Origin of the sequence: Phytobacter sp. RSE-02 (assembly GCF_040578655.1) — a bacterium.
Lineage (GTDB): Bacteria > Pseudomonadota > Gammaproteobacteria > Enterobacterales > Enterobacteriaceae > Phytobacter > Phytobacter diazotrophicus.
The window spans coordinates 26,165-44,576 of the sequence record NZ_JBEULY010000013.1 but is presented as its reverse complement, the minus strand read 5'-3'; the positions used below and the strand labels follow the sequence as shown (position 1 = coordinate 44,576).

The 18,412-nt window shown below is 51.2% G+C and carries 26 protein-coding genes and 1 tRNA gene; 22 read left to right on the top strand and 5 right to left on the bottom strand.

Annotated elements, in window-relative coordinates:
• Positions 1 to 36: 36 nt before the first annotated feature.
• From idi to ABU190_RS21780, 4 genes are all read right to left on the bottom strand, one after another.
• Positions 37 to 582 carry an isopentenyl-diphosphate Delta-isomerase gene (gene idi / locus ABU190_RS21795; RefSeq protein WP_354692386.1) on the bottom strand — a complete coding sequence of 182 codons (546 nt, stop codon included), beginning with the start codon at positions 580 to 582 and terminating at the stop codon, positions 37 to 39.
• 117 nt (positions 583 to 699) lie between these two features.
• Positions 700 to 1,416 (bottom strand): DUF554 domain-containing protein, encoded by a 717-nt coding sequence (locus ABU190_RS21790; RefSeq protein WP_071196011.1) that lies wholly within the window; start codon positions 1,414 to 1,416, stop codon positions 700 to 702.
• 16 nt (positions 1,417 to 1,432) lie between these two features.
• Entirely contained in the window at positions 1,433 to 2,026 is a 594-nt protein-coding gene (locus ABU190_RS21785; RefSeq protein ID WP_075203668.1) for a UbiX family flavin prenyltransferase, read from the bottom strand.
• Positions 2,027 to 2,030: 4 nt separating this feature from the next.
• Positions 2,031 to 3,524 carry a UbiD family decarboxylase gene (locus ABU190_RS21780; protein WP_354692385.1) on the bottom strand — a complete coding sequence of 498 codons (1,494 nt, stop codon included), beginning with the start codon at positions 3,522 to 3,524 and terminating at the stop codon, positions 2,031 to 2,033.
• 218 nt (positions 3,525 to 3,742) lie between these two features.
• Here ABU190_RS21780 and ABU190_RS21775 point away from each other — a divergent pair, with 218 nt between their 5' ends.
• The 5 genes from ABU190_RS21775 (at position 3,743) to ABU190_RS21755 (ending at position 7,070) form a co-directional block, all read left to right on the top strand.
• Complete coding sequence (locus ABU190_RS21775) at positions 3,743 to 4,642, top strand: LysR family transcriptional regulator (RefSeq protein ID WP_193794318.1); 900 nt, start codon at positions 3,743 to 3,745, stop codon at positions 4,640 to 4,642.
• 65 nt (positions 4,643 to 4,707) lie between these two features.
• Positions 4,708 to 5,436 (top strand): amidase activator ActS, encoded by a 729-nt coding sequence (gene actS, locus ABU190_RS21770; RefSeq protein ID WP_296419975.1) that lies wholly within the window; start codon positions 4,708 to 4,710, stop codon positions 5,434 to 5,436.
• 92 nt (positions 5,437 to 5,528) lie between these two features.
• A tRNA-Gly gene (locus ABU190_RS21765) sits at positions 5,529 to 5,602 on the top strand.
• Positions 5,603 to 6,086: 484 nt separating this feature from the next.
• Positions 6,087 to 6,620 (top strand): hypothetical protein, encoded by a 534-nt coding sequence (locus ABU190_RS21760; RefSeq protein WP_064391993.1) that lies wholly within the window; start codon positions 6,087 to 6,089, stop codon positions 6,618 to 6,620.
• 9 nt (positions 6,621 to 6,629) lie between these two features.
• Positions 6,630 to 7,070 (top strand): hypothetical protein, encoded by a 441-nt coding sequence (locus tag ABU190_RS21755; protein WP_354692384.1) that lies wholly within the window; start codon positions 6,630 to 6,632, stop codon positions 7,068 to 7,070.
• A 4-nt stretch (positions 7,071 to 7,074) separates the two neighbouring features.
• Here ABU190_RS21755 and ABU190_RS21750 read toward each other — a convergent pair whose 3' ends face one another.
• The gene (locus ABU190_RS21750; RefSeq protein WP_354692383.1) at positions 7,075 to 7,890 is read right to left on the bottom strand and encodes a hypothetical protein; all 816 of its coding nucleotides are present in this window, start codon (positions 7,888 to 7,890) and stop codon (positions 7,075 to 7,077) included.
• Positions 7,891 to 8,435: 545 nt separating this feature from the next.
• On the opposite strand from ABU190_RS21750, the gene ABU190_RS21745 reads away from it, so the two are divergent.
• From ABU190_RS21745 to ABU190_RS21665, 17 genes are all read left to right on the top strand, one after another.
• Positions 8,436 to 9,068, top strand: coding sequence for a recombinase family protein (locus ABU190_RS21745; RefSeq protein ID WP_354692382.1), 633 nt, complete (start codon positions 8,436 to 8,438; stop codon positions 9,066 to 9,068).
• A gap of 1,016 nt (positions 9,069 to 10,084) precedes the next feature.
• Complete coding sequence (locus ABU190_RS21740; RefSeq protein WP_354692381.1) at positions 10,085 to 10,249, top strand: hypothetical protein; 165 nt, start codon at positions 10,085 to 10,087, stop codon at positions 10,247 to 10,249.
• A gap of 19 nt (positions 10,250 to 10,268) precedes the next feature.
• Complete coding sequence (locus ABU190_RS21735) at positions 10,269 to 11,498, top strand: DEAD/DEAH box helicase (protein WP_354692380.1); 1,230 nt, start codon at positions 10,269 to 10,271, stop codon at positions 11,496 to 11,498.
• Positions 11,434 to 12,144, top strand: a complete 711-nt coding sequence (locus ABU190_RS21730) for a helicase-related protein (protein ID WP_354692379.1) — start codon at positions 11,434 to 11,436, stop codon at positions 12,142 to 12,144. Before ABU190_RS21735 ends, ABU190_RS21730 begins: the two co-directional genes overlap by 65 nt.
• Positions 12,145 to 12,188: 44 nt before the next feature.
• Positions 12,189 to 12,629, top strand: coding sequence for a hypothetical protein (locus ABU190_RS21725; RefSeq protein ID WP_354692378.1), 441 nt, complete (start codon positions 12,189 to 12,191; stop codon positions 12,627 to 12,629).
• Positions 12,619 to 12,831: a hypothetical protein gene (locus ABU190_RS21720; protein ID WP_354692377.1), complete on the top strand. Its 213-nt coding sequence runs from the start codon at positions 12,619 to 12,621 to the stop codon at positions 12,829 to 12,831. Before ABU190_RS21725 ends, ABU190_RS21720 begins: the two co-directional genes overlap by 11 nt.
• A gap of 2 nt (positions 12,832 to 12,833) precedes the next feature.
• A complete protein-coding gene (locus tag ABU190_RS21715; protein WP_354692376.1) occupies positions 12,834 to 13,025 on the top strand; it encodes a hypothetical protein in 192 nt (63 codons plus the stop codon).
• A complete protein-coding gene (locus ABU190_RS21710) occupies positions 13,009 to 13,590 on the top strand; it encodes a hypothetical protein (RefSeq protein ID WP_354692375.1) in 582 nt (193 codons plus the stop codon). Before ABU190_RS21715 ends, ABU190_RS21710 begins: the two co-directional genes overlap by 17 nt.
• Positions 13,587 to 13,829 (top strand): hypothetical protein, encoded by a 243-nt coding sequence (locus ABU190_RS21705; protein ID WP_354692374.1) that lies wholly within the window; start codon positions 13,587 to 13,589, stop codon positions 13,827 to 13,829. Before ABU190_RS21710 ends, ABU190_RS21705 begins: the two co-directional genes overlap by 4 nt.
• A gap of 28 nt (positions 13,830 to 13,857) precedes the next feature.
• Positions 13,858 to 14,118 (top strand): hypothetical protein, encoded by a 261-nt coding sequence (locus ABU190_RS21700; RefSeq protein ID WP_354692373.1) that lies wholly within the window; start codon positions 13,858 to 13,860, stop codon positions 14,116 to 14,118.
• Between the two features lie 2 nt (positions 14,119 to 14,120).
• Positions 14,121 to 14,813, top strand: coding sequence for a hypothetical protein (locus ABU190_RS21695; protein ID WP_354692372.1), 693 nt, complete (start codon positions 14,121 to 14,123; stop codon positions 14,811 to 14,813).
• Between the two features lie 139 nt (positions 14,814 to 14,952).
• Complete coding sequence (locus ABU190_RS21690; RefSeq protein WP_160890538.1) at positions 14,953 to 15,366, top strand: hypothetical protein; 414 nt, start codon at positions 14,953 to 14,955, stop codon at positions 15,364 to 15,366.
• 231 nt (positions 15,367 to 15,597) lie between these two features.
• On the top strand, positions 15,598 to 16,593 hold the full coding sequence (locus ABU190_RS21685) for a capsid protein (protein ID WP_354692371.1): 996 nt from the start codon (positions 15,598 to 15,600) through the stop codon (positions 16,591 to 16,593).
• A gap of 16 nt (positions 16,594 to 16,609) precedes the next feature.
• Positions 16,610 to 17,137: an HNH endonuclease signature motif containing protein gene (locus ABU190_RS21680; RefSeq protein ID WP_354692370.1), complete on the top strand. Its 528-nt coding sequence runs from the start codon at positions 16,610 to 16,612 to the stop codon at positions 17,135 to 17,137.
• Positions 17,138 to 17,155: 18 nt separating this feature from the next.
• Positions 17,156 to 17,581 (top strand): hypothetical protein, encoded by a 426-nt coding sequence (locus ABU190_RS21675; protein WP_354692369.1) that lies wholly within the window; start codon positions 17,156 to 17,158, stop codon positions 17,579 to 17,581.
• Entirely contained in the window at positions 17,565 to 17,873 is a 309-nt protein-coding gene (locus ABU190_RS21670) for a hypothetical protein (RefSeq protein WP_354692368.1), read from the top strand. The genes ABU190_RS21675 and ABU190_RS21670 overlap by 17 nt, the downstream gene beginning before the upstream one ends.
• Positions 17,857 to 18,285, top strand: a complete 429-nt coding sequence (locus ABU190_RS21665; RefSeq protein ID WP_354692412.1) for an endonuclease domain-containing protein — start codon at positions 17,857 to 17,859, stop codon at positions 18,283 to 18,285. The genes ABU190_RS21670 and ABU190_RS21665 overlap by 17 nt, the downstream gene beginning before the upstream one ends.
• Positions 18,286 to 18,412 lie beyond the last annotated feature (127 nt).

Below are 18,412 nucleotides of genomic sequence, written 5' to 3'. Positions count from 1 at the left end.
AGTCAAAAAGCCCCGGTGTGCAAACACGGGGCTTTTTTATTGCCTGACGCTGGCAGCAAACGCTCTGAGTTGCGCGTTTGCGTTTTCTGCCTCCAGCACCATCCACGGACTAAATGCCCAGGGTGTTGCCACCAGCGAATGGCAGAGCGCATCAAGTTCTACCCACTGATACGCCATGACTTCCTCTGCATTGATATTCAATGGCGTGATGATTTGTGCGGCGAAGACCGGGCAAATTTCGTTTTCGACAATCCCGGAGGGATCGGTCTCGCGGTAGCGGAAACCCGGAGCAATAGACGTGATGTCGATAATATCCGCCCCTATTTCATAGCGACAGCGACGAACCATTGCCTGCTCAGGCGTTTCCCCCTCTTGCGGATGCCCGCAAACGGAGTTGGTCCACACGCCCGGCCAGGCTTTTTTGCTCATGGCCCGGCGGGTCACCAGACATTCGCCGCGTGAATTGAAAAGCCAGGAAGAGAAGGCGAGATGTAGCGGGGTGTTATGGTGATGAGCGGTATACTTTTCTTCCATGCCGACGGGTGAGCCGTACTCATCCAGTAAAATGACATGTTCTTGCATGCTTATGATTTCTCCGGATCGATATAAAACCGTATGACGCGACGCCAGTGTGGTTACGGCGCAACTCCGTAGCCGGCCCGGTGGCGTCGCGCCAACGGTTAAACATTATACCCGTTCTCAGGCAAACAGTTTGGCCCAGAGGGCGGAAAAGGGCATTACCAGCAAAAGGCCGGGTAGCATATTGGCAACCGGAAACGGTTTTATATTGCAGATACGCAATCCCGTTGCCACCATAATAAGGCCACCCGCACAGGAGAAATCCGCCATCATATCGGGGGTGATCATATGCAGAATGTAAACGGCAATTGTCGCCAGTGCGACCTGCACAATGATCAGCGGAGCACCAATGGTCATTACCGAAAAACCGAGCATGGTGGCAAAAATCGCAGCGGTGAAAAGATCCAGTACTGTTTTGATATACAGAATAGACGGATCACCGGTCATCCCTTCATGCATCGCTCCAAAGATCCCCGTGCCACTGGCGCAGAAGAGCACCAGAATGGCGACGAATTTTTCCGTAAACTCGTCATGCGTTAGCCCTTGTACCGGTGGGAAAACACGGTTGATCAAACCGCGCGTTGTGCCAGCCGCTTTGCCAATTTGTTTTTCCAGGAAGAAGACCTCCCCAATAACCGCGCCCAATACCATGGCCAGTACGACGGCGGGCATAAATTTCACTTTAATAACCAGATTGATGCCCAGGCCAATTGAGCACAAACCAAAGGTCAGCGGTAGCGCGACTTTGACGCGATCCGGAATACGGCTGCCAACAAGGGAACCGAGCAGGCCGCCGATAACGACAGCCGCGCCATTAACATAAGGTCCAATTAACATAGAAATTCCTGCGAAATTAAGCGCGATAAAGCAATTTTCCTTCGCCCCAGCGCGGGATGTTTTTAACATCGATATCGAACAGATCCAACGCGCGGCTGACACTATGTGTGATGATTTCGTCGGTCGTTTGCGGGCGCTGATAGAGTGCGGGAAGCGGCGGGAAAATAATCCCGCCCATCTCCGTAACAACCTGCATATTGCGAATGTGGCCCAGGTTCAGTGGCGTTTCGCGTGCCAACAGTACCAGGCGGCGACGCTCTTTAAGCACCACATCGGCCGCTCGGGTCAGCAGATTATCGGTGAGACAGTGCGCGATGGAGCCCAGGGATCGCATTGAACATGGGGCGACTATCATCCCCAGCGTCTTAAACGACCCGCTGGAAATAGAAGCCCCAAGGTTTCCGATCGGATGCACCACATCCGCCAGCGCCATTACCTCATCCAACTGATAATCCGTTTCCAGTTCGCAGGTTTTTTCCGCCCCTTTTGTCACGACCAGATGGACTTCGAGATCCTGCCCACGTAAAAGCTCCAGCGCTTTCACGCCATACTGAAAACCGGAAGCACCGCTGATGCCGACAATGATGCGTCGTGATATGGTCACCTTCATCCCCTTATTCGAAGTCTGGCAGAAAACGTTTCACATCCACCTCTTTGAACTTCGAACGTTCAAAGTGGCTTTTCAGATGGAACGGTACAGTACAGTCGAAGATCGTTTTGCAGGATGTGCCCTGTTGCAGAATGCTCGGGCTGTATTCCGGGATCTGTGACGGATCGAGCGGGTGGCAGCGAACGCCGGGGATAGTAATCGTATCCACATCGCCCTGGTAGCGGGTTTGCATCGCCCACAGCACGTCGTCACTGTCGAAGATGTCCACGTCTTCATCCACCAGAATCACATGTTTCAGCTCAGGGAACGCAGCGAACGCGAGCAGTGCAGCCTGGCGCTGACGGCCTTCATCCACTGCAACCGCTTTCTTAAATTGCATCACGGCCAGTAGCTTGCCGCCGCCTGCGGAGTGCGCAAACACATTCAGTAATTTGCCCGGCATTGCGCGGCCCACCATATCCAGGATGCTGGCTTCGGTCGGGATGCCCGCCATGTTGACGTGTTCTTCGCCTGGCCCTACGGTAGTGCGCCAGATAGGGTTGTAGCGATGGGTGACGGCTTTCACTTTGATAACCGGCAGTGCGTTTTTGGCTTCGCCGGTATAGCCCGGGAATTCAGGCATCGCTTTACCGGTATTGGTATTCTGGTCTTCGCGAAGACGCACGTTTGGCAGCAGTTCGCCTTCAATGACGATTTCTGCATGGGCGATGGCTTTTTCGTTGATGGTTTTACACTGCACCATATCCACTGCATGGCCACGCAACGCACCCGCAACACTCAGTTCGTCATAGCCCAATGGGGTTGTTGGCGGCTCGAAGCAAGCCGCGATTTCGATGGCCGGGTCGACGCCAATGCTGATAGATATTGGCAGTGGTTGGCCTGCGGCTTCTGCTTTCATGCGGAACGCATCGATATGACGGCCCGGGGTCAACCACATAGATAACTCATCACGGCTCTGTACACACAGGCGGTGAATGGTAATGTCGGATTCTCGGGTTTCCGGATCGGAGGCATAGCACAGCCCCATCGTGATGTACGGGCCTGCATCCTCTTCGGTATTGGTTGGTGCAGGTAATAATTTGCGCAGATCGAAATCAGCGTCGCTGGCGAGATGTACAACCTGCTGGCAGACGGCATCATCCTGGCTCAGTACCGGCGGAATCGGGTTTTGCACGGAGTCTTTCAGCAGGTGGCCAAGTTTTTCCTGCGGGCAGTTGAGAAAGTGGCTGACGCGTTTGCGTGAACCATTGAGACCAATTGCCACACTGATATTGTGAAAGCCTTTAATTTTGTTAAATACCATAACCGGGCCGTTTTTACGCGTCGGGCGCTGGCAGGTACCGCCCGCACCAACGTAGCGATATACGCCGGACAGCTCGGCATGTGGATCTACCTCAGTATCAGTTTCCACATATTCGCCGGGTAAGGTTTTTAATAATTCAAGCGCTGAACGTAAATCGTGAACGTTGCTGGTAGGTTTTTTTTCTCTATTTGACATAGCCTGTTCCATCTCAGGAAAGATAATTAAGGTCTGCACCTACCTTATTTTCCTGATGCTTTTTAAACAAATACCGTTTTCCTGATTCTCTCCATATCAAAAAAGTACTCTTTACACAGATGTTAAATGTTTAAGTCAAAAGTGAAATAATTAACGCGCTTTTCCTTTGGTTCGCTAAGTGTGATACTGAGTGCCTGAATGCTGCGGAGTATAATTGTATGGATTTGAAAAGATTGCGTTATTTTTGTCGCGTGGTGGAACAAGGCTCCGTAAGCCAGGCTGCAAAAGTATTGAATATGGCACAACCCCCGCTCAGTAAACGTATACAGGAACTTGAAGAAGAACTTAATGTGTCATTGTTTACACGGCAGGGAAATCGCATTGAACCCACTGATGCAGGTTATTTTCTTTATCGTAAAGCTTGTGAGATATTACGCCAGGTAGAAGATACTGCCCGAGAAACAGTGGCGATTGCTAATAAAGAAAAATTCCAATTAAGAATCGGCTTAACTCATCTTTTTCAATCCTATTTTAAACCTCTGCTTCTCGAGTTATATAAGCGTCATCCGCAGGCTGAAATAAATATCTCTGTTACCGATTCCAGCCATTTAGAGACGATGCTCAATGAGGGGACTATCGATCTGGCGCTGATTCAACGTCCTTATCGTAGCGAAGGGTTCGATTTTGTCTCTTTCGACCCGGTCAGGCTGGTGGCGGTGATCAGTAAAAAATGTCTGCCGCTGGTACCGCAAAGTCCCTTTGATTATCAGGCACTGGAGACATTCCCGCTGGTGCTGTTGCACCGGGCGAAAGATTCCGGCACCTATGAAATGTTGATTGATTTATTCCGCAAAGCCGGGGGTAACCCGAAGGTCATCATGCATATCACCCAGCCAGGAGTCATCCTGGAATGGCTGGAGTCCGGGCTGGCGGCGGCAACGTTACTACCCTCCTCGGAGGTGGACGCATCGAAGCTGACAAACTGTCACGTGGTGGATGTTTTTCCCTCGCCGCAGGTCTTTTACCCGGCGCTGGTGAAAATCCCGGCCACGAACTGGCTACCTGAAATCATGGAGATTATTGCTCACGGCTACCCCTTTATCGCCAGTGAGCGGTAAGTGGTTGGCATCCTGGCGTTGCCTGCCTAGAATAAGGGGTCATTCATTTTTACAGAGGATCTGTTTTGCGTGCAGGAAGCCTGACAAGAAACCCATTCCACATTGTCATTTGCCTGGCCGTGGCGTTATTGCTGGCGGGGTGTTCTGGCAGCAAATCGTCTGATAGCGGCAATGTTTACACGGTAAAACGTGGGGATACGCTATACAAAATTTCGCGCCAGACGGGCACCAGCGTGAATGACCTTGCCCGGCTTAACGGGATTTCCCCGCCGTACACCATTGAGGTCGGTCAACGTCTGAAACTGAATGGCGCGTCGAAATCGTCCTCTGCAAAAGGCGGCTCCCAAACGGCTAAAGTCGTGCCTTCATCGGCTGTGCCGCTCTCTTCCTGGCCGCCCGTTGGACAGCGCTGCTGGCGTTGGCCGACCACTGGCAAGGTGATCAGACCCTATTCCACATCCGAAGGCGGTAACAAGGGGATTGATATCGCAGGCTCTCGCGGGCAGGCGGTTTACGCAGCCGGAGCAGGGAAGGTGGTCTATGCCGGGAACCAATTGCGCGGTTATGGCAACCTGATCATGATTAAGCACAGCGACGAGTACATCACGGCCTATGCGCACAACGACACTATCCTCGTTAATAACGGGCAGAGCGTGAAGATTGGGCAAAAAATTGCCACGATGGGCAGCACTGATGCAGACGGAGTACAGTTGCACTTCCAGATCCGTTATAAGGCAACAGCTATTGATCCACTGCGTTATCTGCCACCACAGGGTAGCCCACCTAAGTGTTAAGATTTGCGCTAAGCGATTAATTAATGGTCAGTTAGTCGTTTAGCGTCTTGCCAGTCGGTGTTTAAGGTTTATAATGCCTGTCACACCACAAGGCGGGTGTAGTTCAATGGTAGAACGAGAGCTTCCCAAGCTCTATACGAGGGTTCGATTCCCTTCACCCGCTCCAGCCCATTAAAAGCCTTGTAACTCAATGAGTTATCTCTAAGGTAATGTGACCAAAGTACCGCTATTTACCCTGAAAGTTGCCGCGATTTGTTGAACGGTGAACAGGGAGTTTAGCAAAGCGCTGGCGGTCGTTCCACTTGTCATACCGCGATAGCTCAACATGAACAGAAAGCCGCACACCCGGCATGATTCCCAAAACTTTTAGTGAAGCGCATTTTAGCCCGATGCCCCCGTTCTGTCGCCGTCGCGAGACGCCGCAGGGGATAAACAGGTTTATGGTGGTCACGGTACTTGCAGACCATATGCAAGCTCTGCCAGCGGTTCGGCCTCGCTCCCCTTGGGTACATGGTCATCCTGATAAGCCTCACTAACTGACATAACCCTGATGAAGTCGCCAGAGGCTCCGCTTGTTGCTGTACCACCAACGGGGCTTTTGGTATAAATTTTCTTACGATCAGTAAAACGCTACCACAAGGCTAATCTCGATGGATGCTAGTTATATAAGATCAATTGAAAATACAATGATGTGCTTGGCCACATTCTCACGGTCTATTAACTCTTTCTATGCGCTGAGCGATAACTTGCAGTATTTGGACTATGGGACTGGAAACCTAGTTCCTTACCAGAACATCTGCAACGCATTGATAAGTGATGCAGCTATAAACTGGTGCAAAGTTTTTGGTTCTAATAATGAGAGTACTCACTGGAAATATAGTATTGATGATCATGAAGATTTTCGTAGTATTCTCTTTGATGAAATTGGGCTAACTAATGCTGAGTTTACAGCCTACTGGAAAAAGATGACTGATTTTAGAAGTAATATTATTGCTCATTTCAATTATGACTTTTTCTTAGAAGGATCTACTCCTGAATTTGATACGGCAATAGCAGCGGCTTGCTCTGCACATAAATATTTGCGGAAACATTTACCTGCTGGTGTTAATTATACGGGGCCAACTGATTTGAAAGTTTACGGTCAGGATGTTGGCAGGGCTGTTTTGAATAAGATAATCCTGTGAGGATGAAAAATGTCTGGTGTTTTTTCAAGTGCGGCAGCAGCAGTTGGGATTATTGATAAAGCTGTTAATATTGCTAAGAAACTATCGAATGAAAGTAATGAACTTGATACGGCGACACTTAAATTAGAATTAGCAAATCTTATGAGTGAGCTGGCAAATGCGAAAATAGAAATCATAACAACGCAAGCATTGTTGTTTCACTCAGAGCAAAAGAATAAACAGCTTGAGGAACAATTGGAAGAGAAGCGAAAATTCAGTTTTATTGATGGGGTGTACTGGATTGATGGGGACTCTACGGCGTTTTGTCCGAAATGTTTTGAAGATGAGCATAAAAAAATACATATGCAGTCCCGTGAAAGAATGTACGCGGGTTTGGGGACGACGATAGAAAAACCTAACTGGTATTGCCGCGTGTGTAAAAGTACGTTCGACCGCATAGTTAACAGCTAAATATTTATTTATGTTGTGACAGCCATTTCTTGTGCCATTTAGCAGCGGTACGGTAGGTTATCCTCATTATATAAGCAACCGCTAACGGGGTTGCTTTTGCATCATATAGCATGAACATTGCTTTCGCACCTTCTTGACTAAATGTACCATTACTCTTCGTGTTTTTCGGATGGCCGGGTTGTACCGTATCCATAACCTCAGGAGGAATGTTGCGGATTATTTTATTTGTAGTTTCAATTGTAACATTCAACTTATCAATCCCAGTATTAACCTTTTTCTTTAACCGCTTAATCTCCTTAAGGTATGCTTGCTCTGCGGCATCAAATGCCAGTGTGTTAAAAGATAACTCAAAGGAAAATGACTTTTCCATCATTTTTCTTTCTATCTTCTTTCTAAGATTTTGTACGCGCTGCACTGCTGAGTAATTATATTTTGCTATTTTATGTCCGTTAGGGAGGTCATACTCTGCCAGATTTGCGTATGCTCCAATATCTATGGTTATTCTGTGAATCTCATGGCCGATAGTATTACGGTAGTCAATCATTTCTTTCAGTTGTTCGCTTTCTTCTTGCGTTATGACGCATTCTGAAATGAGTAATTCATGTGCCTTTTTAAAACTAACTTGCTCTTCGTTATTTGTTTCGAGAGTTGTGTTATCAGGAATTTTTCTTAGGCGTTTTGTAACTTTGACAGAACTGATAATAAAACCTTTCAGGTTTTCTACATAGAAAAGCACTAACACCATTTCTAGTGCTCGAAGTTTAAGTACATCTGCTTCTAAAGTGGTTACGGTACGACCATGTGGGCGATATCTTTCCATTCCTGAAAACTCCCCATTCAACCATCAGCATAATAGTTAGTAGCTTCGCAGCTTGAATAATCTGTGGTCTCAAGTCAACCATGACGGGTGAGCAGTATGTATTGAGTCCTTTGTAGCTAAAGCTCTTACAGTTATTCCCAGCTTGAAAAATTGAACGTTTATGGTTGACCCTCCCTCAACGATTAAGGCTTCAACTTCCCCCGTGCGCCTCTCCCAGCCGAAGGCTGGGCGGGCTGTATATCGATTTGCCTTCCTCTGTGGCGTTTATGACCCTGTTTCGCGTTCTGACCGTGAGGCTGTGGGTTAGGGTTAATCTTCTCTTTAAACGCTAAATCACTCCTGAATCTCCACTGTTAAAGCATTTTGCGTTGATGCTGGGTGCTGCTCTTGCCTGCGCTTGTATCTGTCTCGTTTGGGTATACCTGATAAAGACATAGACACGCTGTCTCATTTGACTATCTATAAAACTCTATTGACTACAGATTATTGATGTGATCTCTTATAGGTCTTGCTGTGATATTTCATTGAGACTTAGGAGGGGAAGCATGGAACACAATGCGCTTATCTATTGCCGCGCCAGTACAGGAGAGCAACACGCAGACAGGGCGCTGGGCTTGCTGCGAGAGTTCGCCAGTGATCGGGGCTGGCCTGTACGGGCTGAGTACATCGAGAACGCCAGCGGTGCGAGGCTCGCTCGCCCTGAACTGATGCGCCTGCTGGATGATGCGCAGGCCGGAGAGGTCTTGCTTGTCGAGAGCATCGACAGGCTAAGCCGCCTTACGCAAAAGGAATGGGCGACCCTGAAACAGAGGATTCAGGATAAGGGACTGGTGATCGTTGCCGTTGACCTGCCAACCTCATGGCAACTACTGAACGACACGGCGTCAGAGCTTACAGAGGGCATTCTGAGAGCTGTTAACGCAATGCTGATCGATATCCTCGCTACGATGGCACGAGTGGACTATGAGACACGCAGAGTACGCCAAGCGCAGGGCATCGAGCGTGCTAAAGCTGAGGGGAAATATAACGGGAAGTCTAAGGACGAGAGCGCCCGTGAAGCTGTCCGCGATATGCTGGGGCAGGGTGTGAAACCCGAACGCATCATGAAAGCTGCTGGGATAAGCCGTGCGACCTTCTACCGTATCAAGCGAGAGCTGGCCTCCAGCCTAACGGAGTGATGGCCTACACCCTTACAGGGCGTTATTACTGGCCGTTGCTGGGCTGTGGGTGATGGATGACCTACAGCTTTTATATGTATATCAATGTACTAAGTTGTTAACGATGCCATAACTTACTAATTTTATTGTGTTGTTTCGTTTTACTGGCGGTGAGTACACGAAGACGATGGCGGGGCTTTAGCCCTGTCAAAGGATGAGTTTACTCATTGATTATGAAAGTGAGCGATCACTGAATAATTCCCGGATGGGGGCGGGGAAGGGTTACATAGGTATCTGTTACCACACCTAAGATTACAACTGGTTGTATTTAAATATAATTATTGAATAAATGAGTGATCACTCAGGTAACAATTACGTATGTCTCCCTTATCCGGTATCATCTCTCAGATGGTAAATGCTGCGCCTTAGTGACGCCGCTTTCCCCTAAAGCCGGAGACGTTCCGCCGTCTCCAGACCTCTCAACGGTGCTGCGCTTCTCGCTATGCTCCAGCCCGCTCCATCGCCTTTGGCTCATTCCCGGTCTTCGCCCGCTGTGATGCTCGGCCACTCTACGCAACCGTGCTTGCCGTGGCAGGCAACACGGCGGGGATAGAGTAGTGAGCTAACTATCAAATACCTTAATTGTGATTATTTATATTTAAATACAATAAGTTAAATTATGAAGTCTTACTCAATACCATTAGTAATTATAACCATCTGTATTTATTAATAATTATAAAGGTCACTACTAAAGATAGACGGTAACGCAAATCACCAACTTTTCCGTCCCTTATTGCCCTACTGATTAGCATTCTGATAACGCAGATAGATCGCTGGCTACAACGCGGTATGCCTTTAAAGGTTTCTACTGTGGGAAGACATACCCCGAATAGCATCACTGACAATGAAAGCAACTACTATGGAAAGTGGTACTCACAATGCCGCTCCCAGCCGCGCCACATTCCACGGTGCCAGTAATCCTACCGCCAATCTTATGTCACGCCGGACGCCACAAGGGCTGTCCGGGATTTGCATGCATGAAAGTTACCACGCTGGAGAACGGTTCGCCGGATAGTGCTGCTGACGCTGCCCGCTACATAAAAAGCAACTACAGAAGAGAGACGGTACTACGCCGTTGCTTTGCGGCTGGTGCTGCTGCCGCCACCAATGCCCCCTTTTATATCGACCTAAACTTACCTTAATTTCTTGGAGATTTTTAATATGCCAACAACATTAAACCGCCTGCTTACGCTGGCTGCCGACGCTGATTTAATGCAGGATGCTGACCTAACACCCAACGAACTATTGTCTCGCGGGCTTGTTCACGCCAAGTTAAAGAAAGTTGATGGTGGTGTTTTACGCGCCGCTTATGATGAGCGTTCCGGGGAATTTCTCTATCACGGTGACGGGCGATTGATGCTTTTCAAAGAGTGGAAAGCGCTCAACGGGATTGGTCGCAGTAAGCGAGCGGATGCTGATACTCGTCTGGTTATCCAGCCCGGAGACGCGATTCACTGCCGACGCGCCGAGCTTGAGCAATGGCTGTCCGATGCACCTGCCCGGTACGCTGACCCACTGTCGCCAGACTTCCCCGGCGTTCGTGTCGATGACGCTGCACTTAAACCGCGCGAACACTCCATTCCGGAATCGACCACTGGACAGAATGCTTTTCTCAAAGCCTGCCGCGAATTCCTGATTTGTGATGAGAAGACCATCCGCCGCATCAATCGTGGCATGAATAAACTGGAAGCGATGCGCCGTGATGACTTCGACCGACTGGGTGACAGCCCTGCGTTTCGTCAATTATGGTGCGGGGCACCTAAGTCCGTTGATGACAATTTCAACACGAAGAATCTGCACTGTGATGCAGGTGGTTCGACGTTGCCGCCGACCGTCCCGCCACTGACAACTGAGTCATACGAATTTAAAGCGCTGACACAGTGCGACCGCTATGCAACCTCTGCTTTACTGCCGCCGCTTGATTCTGATGGTTCGATAAAATTGGACTGGCGACCGGGGCAGATGGACGTGGCCGAAGCTGTTTTCCGTCATGGTCGGGATGTGCTTGCTGTTCTTCCGACCGGGTTTGGTAAAACGGCAGTGTTTACGTATCCGTTATTTTATGAATCTCGCGCTGGCGTTGGTCTGACTGTGGTTGTGGTTCCAACGAACACATTGAAGCGCCAGCTTCTCCAGCACCTGCGCGACATTGACGTTCACGCCGTGGCCTTTGGCGATAAGCTGCCGAAGCGCCGCAACGCGCAGCAACTGGCCGGAATTGCTGCTGGCGCTTTCCGTGTCGCTGTCATTTCTCCAGAACATCTTGTGCCATCAAGCCAAGTGTTTGCTGCACTGATGGTTTACGGCGTGGACAGAATTATCATTGATGAAGTCCACACGGTGGACGATTGGGAATTTCGGGACGCCCTCCCTGCAAAATGCTTTCCCTAAAGCGCAGCGGTGTGCATTCACCGCGACCCTGCCAAAAGGGCATGAGGCTAACCTGATGAAAGAGTTGGGTTGTCGTGGCGGGTTCCTCACCTTTCGGGCTGACGTTTCAAGAGAGAACATCCTGTTGATTCCTGTCCGGCAATGCGCAATTCAGCGCCGGGCTGCTGTTGGTCTGGTTAATACTCTGCCGGAGGATGAGAAAGTTTTGATTATGGTGGACAGCATAAAGATGCTGTACGCCTATCTCGCTGAACTGGGAGGCCGCGCACGGCCTTATCATTCTGACGTTGAGCGACTGAGCCGCGACCAGCGGCACGCTAACGCTGAGTGGTTCGCCTCAACGCCGGGCGCTGTTCTGGTGGCGACCAAAGCATTTGGCCTCGGCGCTGATATCCCTGACGTGCGTAACGTCATCGTCACTTATGTACCCGAAGACATCGCCGACCTCGTTCAGATGGTTGGTCGCGCTGGTCGCGATGGTGAGCCAGCCCGCGCTTTCCTGCTATGGTCTGAGCTGGCGTTGTACGGCGACCCAATTGTTTACGATGCCGATGCTGCCCCTGTGCCGTCCGGTGTGCCTGATGAGCTGGCTTACTTCTACCGCCCTGAAAATTGCAATTGGGGCTATATCTCCCGCTATCTCTGAGCGGTTTAGCTCGCCTATTTAAGTTCCTTTCTGGAGAAATCCTTATGCCTGATGAAACCGCGCTGCATAGCGCGGGGCGTTCAGACGCCCTGATTAATGCACAACTGGCATATGCCCTGAACGGGTATTCCTTTGACGGACTGGCCGAACGCCATATTCAGACCCTGAACCGGGAAGCCGTTTTACGCCGGGCTGGCACGCCGCTGTTGCACTACTGCGTAACGAACGGCTGTGAGCTGTGGGAAGTTTTGGCATCTGTGCTGAACAGGATGAAGCGCCCGGACGGCTCCCGCCTGTGGCCGACTTGGCGGCTGGCGTCGGAAGTGTTCGACGGACGGGCGCGCCCGGAGCGCAAGACTGCTGATGAAATTTACGCCGCTGTGATGCGCCGTCTGTTTCTGCCGAAGCCTGTGCATCGCGAGGCTGTTCAACATTTGCGGGTGCTCGGCCTGCTGCAACTCAATGGAGATACCAATGAAAACTGATGCTGAGTTTCAACGTGATGCTTGGTTGATTAAATGCCTTCTGCAAGATGCCCTCATTCGTCGCCTGAAAGACGATGCATCCGGCGAGTCCCGGATGGTGGCTGCTGAATTGTCGAGCACGGTTAACTTCCTTAAGCAAAGTTCCGCCGAAGCGCCCGACACCAGTTTCAATTCTGTGTTCCCTGACGAAGAGGAAGATTGATTTTGCAGCCACATCAATTCCGCCAGTGGTTTTCCACCCTGCCTGAGAAGTACCAGCGCCAAGCCAAAGCTCTGTACGACGACGCCCGCCGTGGCGGCGGTGTCCATACAGCATCGAGCCTTGACCTCATCCGCACACTAATTGAAGACCAAATTTCATTTGATGGAGTTTATACATATGACGACCACCAATAAGACCCCGCTGACGCTGACCGAAATCCAGCGTATTAACACACTCGCCAAACGCGAGCTGCTGAACCTGAGCGAGATTGTTGCTGCAACCGGATTTGACCTAGTAGATGTGGACTTAGTAATCAAAGGCCAATATGTGGCCGACCTCGCTGACCAGTGGAAGGATGACGCTGATATCACCCTGCAAGAATACGACACTATCCGCCGTCGCTATCAGCCCGGCAAGGGGCACTGGGATACTGAATATGCAATCGCCCGCGATATGTTAATTCGTCCGGCCACTGTGTTAGCTATCACGCATTCCCGCTTCCAGAACGCCCATACGCACCCAGCACCAAAACCAGTCAAAGCGAAGACGGAGAAAGTGAAAGCAGTGCGTCGCCTGTTCAGTGCCGACCTTGACGAAATCCACAAGTTAGAGCGCTTTGGCTGGCCTGCTGCCGAGATTGCCGAAAAGCTGGGGGTGCCTGTAGAAGCCATCGCCCATGCGCAGCGCTGCCTGCGTAATCGCTGGAGTTATCCCGACATTCTGGAATCCATTAACTCAAAGTTAAATAAGGCCGCATGATGGACGAGAGCGACAACAACGAAATCATTAACCCGGCATTTGATCCTGCCCGGTATGCGAATCTGGACGAACAACAAGAAGGTTATGCCCCCATGCAGTCGCGTGACTGGGGCATCCTGACGCAGAACTTGACTGGCGAAGCTGCATCCGAACAGCCAGCCACCGCCCGTGGACGCCGCCAGCGTCCACGCGGCTCAGTGGGTGAACGCCGCTGGCTCCGCAGCCGTGGCCTGCTTTGACCAGTTAACTATCCCTAAGGAATTTATCATGAATATTTTAGATAGTGCCGCTAAGACAATCGTCTTGGTGCAACCGCGCACCGCTGTAGAAGCCGGGCAGCAATTGAAGTTCATTTCCGCGACTCTCGACATGCGTCAGGTGGATATCGCCCGCGCCTATCAGGTTGACCGTCAGGATGTTAACAAAATGATTCACGGCCTGAAACGCATCCCGGAGCGCTGCATTCCTGTTCACATGCTGCTGCTGGAACTGGCGCAGAAATCCATTCTTGTTAAAGAGGTTGCCTAACTATGGCTGACAATCAACAAAACCCGTACCTTTCCGACGCTGGCGCAGGTGCTTCGCAATCACCATATGCCGCCCCGCCTGCCGGGGCTGATAATGGCGCGTCCCGCTTTAGCTCCGCCCCTGCTGATGCTGGTTTCCTGAAAACGCAGCCCGTTAACGGCAACGATGGCGGGCAGTGGAACAATGGCAATATCGCGAACCAACAAGACCAGAACGCCGATGTAACTATTCAGGTTGGGGATACCATTCCCCTGATGGATGGGACGACTGTCGAGTACACCGCCGAGATGCAAAGCCTGATTGGTCAATTCCACCAGTCAGTTGAAAGCCAGTTAGGGCAGGGTAGCTTTGACGCCATGCTGCAATACGCTGGCACTCTCGATGCCGGGACTCAATCCACCCTTGAAAGGCTGGTCATGTCTGGCGACCCCGCGCAGATGTCGCGTGCGGTTCAGTACCTGCAAGAGCGTATGGCTGCTGGCTCTGTCACTGGTTATGTCCCGTCGCAGGGGAACCCATACGGTCAGCCCGCAGCGCAACCTGTCGGTATGTCTCATGCCGAGTTTATCGCAGCGTATGACCAGCTTTCACAGTGGGCGCAACAATCAGGGTATGGCCCCGGCCATCGCCAGTACGACCAGCAATACCGCGCTCTGGTTGCACAGCGCTCCGCTGGCAAACGTGCTGGCCGCTAACGCCCAACGGTGGAATGCGCCCTGCAAGACTGAGTGCACACCAACCCGGTACTACCATACCAATCTATGCGCATGAGTCCCCGTAAGCCGCATTCTGCGCGGCATCTGAAAGCCTGTCCTTTATTAATCGAGGTTCGTAATGAGTACCTGTAATTTCCATGCCGTGGAGCGTGTCGCTGACGTGCGCCCGGATTTTGCCTTGCCGCTGGGTAGATATGACCACGTTTACCCTGAGCGTGTGCAGCACGCTTTCAATCCAGACGAAGCGGTTTATATCGTTGCACGGTCTGCCACGTCCGACACCCGCACCTCTGGCGTTAGCCGTGGCCTGTCCCCGGAGCTGCCGCCGAAGATGGCCGAAAGGCTGCGCGAACGTGAACGGCACGAGAAGAACCGAGCCAGACCCCGCAAGGTGATCACTGAGGCGATACGCGCTGAGATTATCGATCGATCTGCAAAAGGCCAGAAGAACAGTTACATCGCCAGCAAGGTTGGCGTATCTGAAACCTCTGTGCGTAAGGTGGTGAACATGGCGCATATGAGTGCGCACTAATGCAAGGTAATACGTTCGCCTTACTTCACGCGCACTAACCCCTGAGAACCGCGCCAGCTCTGGCCTCGCAAAGCCAGTTTCGGGTACTCCGAGACTAAATATCGATAGTTCGTTTTAACCCTTATTTCCCATCGCTTTGAATCCTGCCACGGCGGGAGGATTACGTATGACGATGGCCGGGCTTATCTCGTCAGTGAATCCACTGGCACAACCTACGTAGGAGTTTTACATATGGCCGATAACATTTATTCGCCTGACCAGTTCCGCCCCCATTATGGCGGTGTGGAATCCGACAACGATATTCACATTGAAGCTTATGACCGTGATGTTCAGACGCGTCTTGAAGCCAAATCTGTATTTCTGGCCGAAGGGCTGAGCACATACAAGCCGCTGAAAAACAGCAATCAGTATCGTGTAGACCGCCTGAGCGGAGATCTGGAAGTGAAAGGCCGCTCGCGTGGTGAGTCACTGCAACCAACCGCTGTTAAGTCGGACAAGCTGATTATCTCGGTTGACACTGTATCGTACATTCGTATCCCGATTGACTATCAGGACGATTGGACAGCACCCACATTTCGCGCAGAGCTGAGCCGCAATATCGGTACTGCTCACGCTAAGTTCTACGACGAAGCGCACACCATACAGCTAATCAAAGCGACTGACTTTGTACCGCCGCCGACACTGCAACCAACGTTTAACCCGCTGACGGATAATGTTGTCTCGCTCGACCTGACAGAGGGGAGCGAAGAGGATGCGGCTAACGAACTGGTTCACGCTATTAAAGCCGCTGTTAATCGGTTCCTTACTGAGAAAGATATTCCGGTGGCGGAGCTGGTACTGCTTATCGACCCGGCTTGGTTCAGCATCCTGATGGAACATAAGAAGCTGATGAACGTGCGCTATAGCCGGGATAGTGGCAACGATTACGCATGGCGTCGTGTTGGCTATGTCGCTGGCGTGCGTATCATTGAGCTGAACCGCTACCCGCAGGAATCCATTACCGGGCATGAGCTGGGCGCTGATTATGATGTGACCGCAGAAGAAGCACTGACCAGGGCAACGCTGTTTAAACCTTCCTCCGTACTGTTGACGGTAGAAGCGCAGAGCGTCATCAATCGCACTTGGGATGACGAACGCGAGATGGCGATGGTTATGGACTCATATCGCCTGTTCAATATTGGGCTGCGTCGCCCTGACTGCGTTATCAATTTTCGACAAGCTGCGTAGCAACAGGGGCTGAGCCATGAATATTGACGCTTATGCCCCGGAGTTGTTGTGCTCTTTGTTTCGGTACGATGCGGAGACTGGCCGCCTGTTCCATGCAGTAGATCGGGTTGGAACCAATAAGCGGATTTACGTTAACGCCGGGGAACTGGCCGACACGGCAACGGACAGCGCCGGGTATAGGCGCGTGTCTGTCCGCATCGACGGAAAGACACACATGCTCTATGCGCATCGCGTGGCCTTCATCATTGCTAATGGTGGTATCCCTGTTGGGATGCAAACCGACCACATCAACGGCATACGTGATGACAATCGACTGATTAACCTCCGCGCCGTTACACCGCAGGAGAATCAGCACAACTACCGCAAAGCGAAGGGATATAGCCGCCATTCCTGCTCTGGCAGGTGGGAGGCTTACATTCGCGTTGGCGGTGTGCGCCATCACCTCGGCTTGTTCACCACTGAGGCGGCAGCACGAGCGGCCTACCTCGCTGCAAAACGCATACACCACCCATCAACGCCAGTCGACTTATTAAGGGCTGCTTAAATTTCATAGAGGTAATTAATGGCTGATGAAAAGCCGATTAAGCCGCTGGCCGAAGATGACCCGCGCCGCCAGCGTTACGCCGAACTGCTGGCCGAAGCGCAGCGCGTGACCGTCCCACGGTTACAACCGGGTGATGCTGATGGAATCATGTGCCAGCTTGCGGCATTGCTTGGTGCTCCTGTCCCCTCTGTTGGTTCCCTGACTGAACACGCCGTTGCATGGTGTGCATGTCTGCTTGCTCAGAGGCTTGGTGAACTGCTGGAGGGAAACAGCAAGCAGGTGCTGACTATCTTCTTTTTACTCTGCTGGAAAGATGCTGCTGTGAAATTTGAAGGCGAACGCCGGGAAGAGATGGCCGCAGCTCGTGAGGGGCTGACGGTTGAGCGGTTTCGGCAAACCCACCCAGTTAATGACGAGGAGAAGGGCAATGGTAACAACGATTAAATTACGGTGGCGGTACATTGACCCGCCGCCGATGACGGGCGCACTTGCTGACCTGAAACAATGGGTGGCAGATGCCGGGACGCCTGAGCTTGAAGCTAAGTTTCGTGAGCTGCTGGGACTGGTGCGCCGCAACGGTATCAGTGATGAGCTGGTCTATTCGATGGCGTCTGAACTCGGCGCACTGCTTAAGCTGCGCCAGCGGGAAGAGTTTGAAGCCTGCAAGCGTGCTGACCGTGATGGCGAGGATTTAGAGCGCTGGTTGCATGGAGAAATATATAATGGCGACTCTTGAACAGAAATTGAGAAAAGCACTGCGCGGTTATCTTGAGCTTCTTGGCAATATGTCTCTGGCTGACCGGGTTAAATACGCTGATGCTTTTGAGGATGTTTATAACATTGTGCTGAATAGCCCCGGCAGGCTGGAACTGCGCCGCGCTGATGTGGCTGCTGTTCGTGTCTTCCTTTGGAATTATCAATACCGCCGCTGTGCTATAACGGGTAAGCCGTTGCGCCTTGCGTCTGCTGTGCTGGATCACTGTCATCGAACTGGGCGTGTGCGAGCTGTGGTTCATCGTTCGGCCAATGCGGCGGAAGGTGGTTGTTATGTAGGGAATTTGTGCGGGCTCTCACGAGGTAGCATGCTCGTCATGCTACCTGCCTACCGCCGACAATACAAGGGATTGGGCGTTACTTATCCAAAATAACATGAGTGGTGAGATTATTTCTTTTATTTTCATTATGTTATGCGTTGTTGTGGCTGCCTTGTTACTTGCCTATATTTAAAACAATTCTTGACGGATTGACGTAGATTGCGTAGGCTGAGCATAAAAT

Bases quoted from the DNA above. Each gene is read 5' to 3' on its own strand.
- idi (WP_354692386.1), bottom strand. From the start codon at position 582: ATGCAAGAACATGTCATTTTACTGGATGAGTACGGCTCACCCGTCGGC.
- ABU190_RS21790 (WP_071196011.1), bottom strand. From the start codon at position 1,416: ATGTTAATTGGACCTTATGTTAATGGCGCGGCTGTCGTTATCGGCGGC.
- ABU190_RS21785 (WP_075203668.1), bottom strand. From the start codon at position 2,026: ATGAAGGTGACCATATCACGACGCATCATTGTCGGCATCAGCGGTGCT.
- ABU190_RS21780 (WP_354692385.1), bottom strand. From the start codon at position 3,524: ATGTCAAATAGAGAAAAAAAACCTACCAGCAACGTTCACGATTTACGT.
- ABU190_RS21775 (WP_193794318.1), top strand. From the start codon at position 3,743: ATGGATTTGAAAAGATTGCGTTATTTTTGTCGCGTGGTGGAACAAGGC.
- ABU190_RS21760 (WP_064391993.1), top strand. From the start codon at position 6,087: ATGGATGCTAGTTATATAAGATCAATTGAAAATACAATGATGTGCTTG.
- ABU190_RS21755 (WP_354692384.1), top strand. From the start codon at position 6,630: ATGTCTGGTGTTTTTTCAAGTGCGGCAGCAGCAGTTGGGATTATTGAT.
- ABU190_RS21750 (WP_354692383.1), bottom strand. From the start codon at position 7,890: ATGGAAAGATATCGCCCACATGGTCGTACCGTAACCACTTTAGAAGCA.
- ABU190_RS21745 (WP_354692382.1), top strand. From the start codon at position 8,436: ATGGAACACAATGCGCTTATCTATTGCCGCGCCAGTACAGGAGAGCAA.
- ABU190_RS21740 (WP_354692381.1), top strand. From the start codon at position 10,085: ATGAAAGTTACCACGCTGGAGAACGGTTCGCCGGATAGTGCTGCTGAC.
- ABU190_RS21735 (WP_354692380.1), top strand. From the start codon at position 10,269: ATGCCAACAACATTAAACCGCCTGCTTACGCTGGCTGCCGACGCTGAT.
- ABU190_RS21730 (WP_354692379.1), top strand. From the start codon at position 11,434: ATGAAGTCCACACGGTGGACGATTGGGAATTTCGGGACGCCCTCCCTG.
- ABU190_RS21725 (WP_354692378.1), top strand. From the start codon at position 12,189: ATGCCTGATGAAACCGCGCTGCATAGCGCGGGGCGTTCAGACGCCCTG.
- ABU190_RS21720 (WP_354692377.1), top strand. From the start codon at position 12,619: ATGAAAACTGATGCTGAGTTTCAACGTGATGCTTGGTTGATTAAATGC.
- ABU190_RS21710 (WP_354692375.1), top strand. From the start codon at position 13,009: ATGACGACCACCAATAAGACCCCGCTGACGCTGACCGAAATCCAGCGT.
- ABU190_RS21705 (WP_354692374.1), top strand. From the start codon at position 13,587: ATGATGGACGAGAGCGACAACAACGAAATCATTAACCCGGCATTTGAT.
- ABU190_RS21700 (WP_354692373.1), top strand. From the start codon at position 13,858: ATGAATATTTTAGATAGTGCCGCTAAGACAATCGTCTTGGTGCAACCG.
- ABU190_RS21695 (WP_354692372.1), top strand. From the start codon at position 14,121: ATGGCTGACAATCAACAAAACCCGTACCTTTCCGACGCTGGCGCAGGT.
- ABU190_RS21690 (WP_160890538.1), top strand. From the start codon at position 14,953: ATGAGTACCTGTAATTTCCATGCCGTGGAGCGTGTCGCTGACGTGCGC.
- ABU190_RS21685 (WP_354692371.1), top strand. From the start codon at position 15,598: ATGGCCGATAACATTTATTCGCCTGACCAGTTCCGCCCCCATTATGGC.
- ABU190_RS21680 (WP_354692370.1), top strand. From the start codon at position 16,610: ATGAATATTGACGCTTATGCCCCGGAGTTGTTGTGCTCTTTGTTTCGG.
- ABU190_RS21675 (WP_354692369.1), top strand. From the start codon at position 17,156: ATGGCTGATGAAAAGCCGATTAAGCCGCTGGCCGAAGATGACCCGCGC.
- ABU190_RS21670 (WP_354692368.1), top strand. From the start codon at position 17,565: ATGGTAACAACGATTAAATTACGGTGGCGGTACATTGACCCGCCGCCG.